This is a genomic window from Chitinophaga sp. (assembly GCF_036569125.1).
Taxonomy (GTDB): Bacteria; Bacteroidota; Bacteroidia; order Chitinophagales; family Chitinophagaceae; genus Chitinophaga.
Window position 1 is genome coordinate 1 of sequence record NZ_DATCRF010000329.1, and the last position, 3,410, is coordinate 3,410.

At 49.7% G+C, this 3,410-nt stretch carries 2 protein-coding genes; both read left to right on the forward strand.

Features of this window, described 5'->3' with window-relative positions; genetic code table 11:
- Positions 1–2,408: glycosyl hydrolase (locus VIM87_RS12180; RefSeq protein ID WP_331997257.1), on the forward strand; the 2,408-nt coding region annotated here is incomplete at its 5' end.
- A 149-nt stretch (positions 2,409–2,557) separates the two neighbouring features.
- Positions 2,558–3,410 (forward strand): ABC transporter permease (locus VIM87_RS12185; protein WP_331997258.1); only part of this gene is annotated, 853 nt, incomplete at its 3' end.

The following is a 3,410-nucleotide window of genomic DNA, read 5'->3' on the forward strand; positions in this document are numbered from 1 at the left end:
ATATGAACACCGGCACCGGCTGGCCCTTTGGCGGCCCTGGTATTCCACTGGAAGATGCAGCCGGTAAAGTATACTTTAAGGAATATGCCCTGCAGGCAGGGCAATCTTTAAATGAACCCATAAAAGCAGCTATAAAGGAAAAGCAGCCCCCTGCACCACTGCAGGCGCTTATGGCCTACGGCCCGCAGGGACAGCGCCTGAACCTGACAGCAAAAGTTAACCCTGCCGGTATTTTACAATGGACGGCGCCTGCCGGCAGCTGGCAGCTGGTTGCACTGTTCAATGGTAAAACAGGGCAAAAGGTAAAACGTGCTTCACCGGGCGGGGAAGGCTGGGTAATGGACCACTTTTCAAAAAGGGTGGTAACTGCATATTTGCAGGGCTTTAGCAGCGCATTTGAAAAAGCAAAAGCACCCGTGCCGCATACCTTTTTCAATGATTCTTATGAAGTGTTTGGCGCTGATTGGTCGGCCGACCTGCTGCAGGAGTTTGCGCAACGCAGGGGATATAAGCTGGAAGATTATTTACCGGCTTTCCTGGGGCATGGCGATCCGGATACGGTACGCCGGGTGGTGAACGATTATCGTGTAACCATGTCTGATATGCTGCTGGAAAATTTTACCCATAACTGGGTAAGCTGGGCGCATAAAATGGGCAGCACTACGCGCAACCAGGCGCATGGCTCGCCCGCCAACCTGCTGGATCTGTATGCTGCGGTAGATGTGCCGGAATGTGAATCCTTCGGTACTACGCATTTCAATATACCCGGCTTACATGTTGATAGTAGCGAGATCCGGCATACAGAATCCAACCCGCTGATGCTGCGGTTTGCTGCATCAGCAGCGCATGTAACAGGTAAAAAATATGTATCTGCTGAAACCTTTACCTGGTTAACGGAACATTTTAAAACACCTTTATCGCAGTGCAGGCCTGAGCTGGATAACCTGTTACTATCCGGCATCAACCATGTGCTATTTCATGGTACACCTTATTCCCCTAAAGATGCGCCCTGGCCCGGATGGCTGTTCTATGCATCGGTGGAGTTTTCGCCCTACAACACCTTCTGGCGGTATATGCCGGCATTCACCGGTTATATTACCCGCACGCAATCTTTTTTGCAGGATGGGGAAGCAGACAATGACATTCTATTGTACTGGCCCATATACGATGTATGGCAGTCGCCTATGGGCGACCGTTACTACCAGTTTGTGATCGGCAAAACTTCGGAGTGGATGAAACCCTTTCCATTTTATGATGTGGCTACTACGTTGGTGGATAAGGGTTATAATGTAGATTTTATTTCTGACCGGCAGCTGCAGCAAACTAAAGTAAGCAAGGGGGAGATCCAAACTACCGGCAACCACTACCGCACCATTATTGTACCGGCCTGTGAATACATGCCGCTGGCCACTTTGCAGCAATTGAGCAAGCTGGCTAAAGCCGGTGCTAAGGTTATATTCCTGGATCATTTGCCTAAAGATGTACCGGGGCTGGCGCATTTGCAACAAAACCGCCAGGCATTCACCCAATTGAAACAGTCATTAAACAATCAGATCACTGCCGCCGCAGCCATGGAAAAACAGTTGCCCGCAACCCGGGAAACCATGGTGGATAGCGGCTTACGGTTCACCCGCCGCAGGCATGCTACGGGTCGTTATTACATGATCGCCAACCAGCAGGCGCACGATTTTGATGGCTGGGTAACCTTAGGTACAGCCGCTGCTTCTGCTGCCTGGTTTGATGCCTACACCGGCAACAGCGGGCTGGCACAGCTTCGCCAGCAGCAAGGTAAGGCCGCGGTACATGTGCAGCTAAAGGCCGGTGAATCGCTGATCCTGAAAACATCCAATGCCGCGCATCCTTTGCAGGGGCCTGCATGGGCTTACTGGCAGCCGGCAGGAGAAGCGCAACCGCTTAAAGGTAAATGGGAGCTGGCTTTTACAGACACTACGCCCGCTATTGCTAAAACCTTTACACTGGATAGCTTATACTCCTGGACACAGCTGCCGGACAGCGCTGCCAAAACCTATGCAGGCGCTGCACGCTACCGCATTAGCTTTGATAAACCAGCTGCTGCTGCCGGTGACTGGCTGCTGGAGCTGGGCGATGTGCGTGAAAGCGCGCACATCACGGTAAATGGCCGGCCGCTGGATACCTTATGGGCGCTGCCTTTCAGCACACGCATTGGCAAATACCTGCAGCCTGGAAAAAATACGCTGGAGGTAGAAGTGATCAACCTGCCTGCAAACCGTATAGCCGGTTACGATAGAAAGGGGAAGGAGTGGCGCATCTTTTACGAGATCAATTTTGTGAATGTATTTTACCAGCCTTTTTCTGCCGCTAACTGGGCGCCGGCGCCTTCCGGCTTATTAGGGCCGGTAAGATTGGTGCCGTTAAAAAAAGAATAGCCCATTTAATACCGGACAGCCACTGTATTAAAAACGGACACATTAAATATAAATTTATATTTAAAGGTTTAGCCTGTAACTAAACCTTACACTGGTATATTACTTGGAACAGAAGCTTGCCGCTTTCGTAACAACTAATATCACCCCCTATGTTTAAAAGCTATTTCAAAGCCGCTTTCCGCAACCTTGTGAAGAACAAGGTATACTCTTTCATTAATATCGCCGGGCTGTCGGCAGGTATGGCTGTGGCCATTTTAATAGGCTTGTGGGTGTGGGATGAGCTGTCTTTTAATCAATATCACCAGCACTATGACCGCATTGCGCAGGTAATGCAAAATCAAACTTTTAACGGCAGGGTTAATACGGGTAAGGGCGTTCCCATGCCGCTCGGACCGGAGCTGAAAAGCAGCTATGGCAGCGACTTTAAGCATGTGGTGCTTGCCACATGGAGCATGAACTCACTGGTAAGCGCAGGCGATAAGCGGGCCGGTTTACAGGGCAGCTTTATGCAAAGCGATGGACCGGAGATGCTGTCGCTAAAGATGCTGAAAGGGTCAAGGGCAGGGCTTAAGGAGCATTCAACCATCTTGCTTTCCAGGTCGTTGTCAGAAACACTTTTCGGCGATGCCGACCCGGTAGGAAAAGTAGTGAAGATAAATGATGATCTTGTTGAAACAGTTACCGGCGTGTATGAAGATATACCGTTGAACAGCAGCTTCAGTGAAGTGAAATTCATAGCCCCGTTCCTGGATCTTACCAGCTGGACAGCGGGCAATGAAGATAACTGGTACAACAACTCTTTTCAGGTTTATGTACAGCTGGCAGATCATGCTGATATGGATAAAGTATCTGCAAAAATTGCAGATGTAAAGCTGAACAGGATGAGCAAAAAAGATGCTGATTCGCATACCCAGCTTTTTTTGCAGCCCATGAGCAAATGGCATTTATATGCCGATTTTAAGAATGGGGTAAATGCCGGTGGCGCTATACAGTATGTATGGC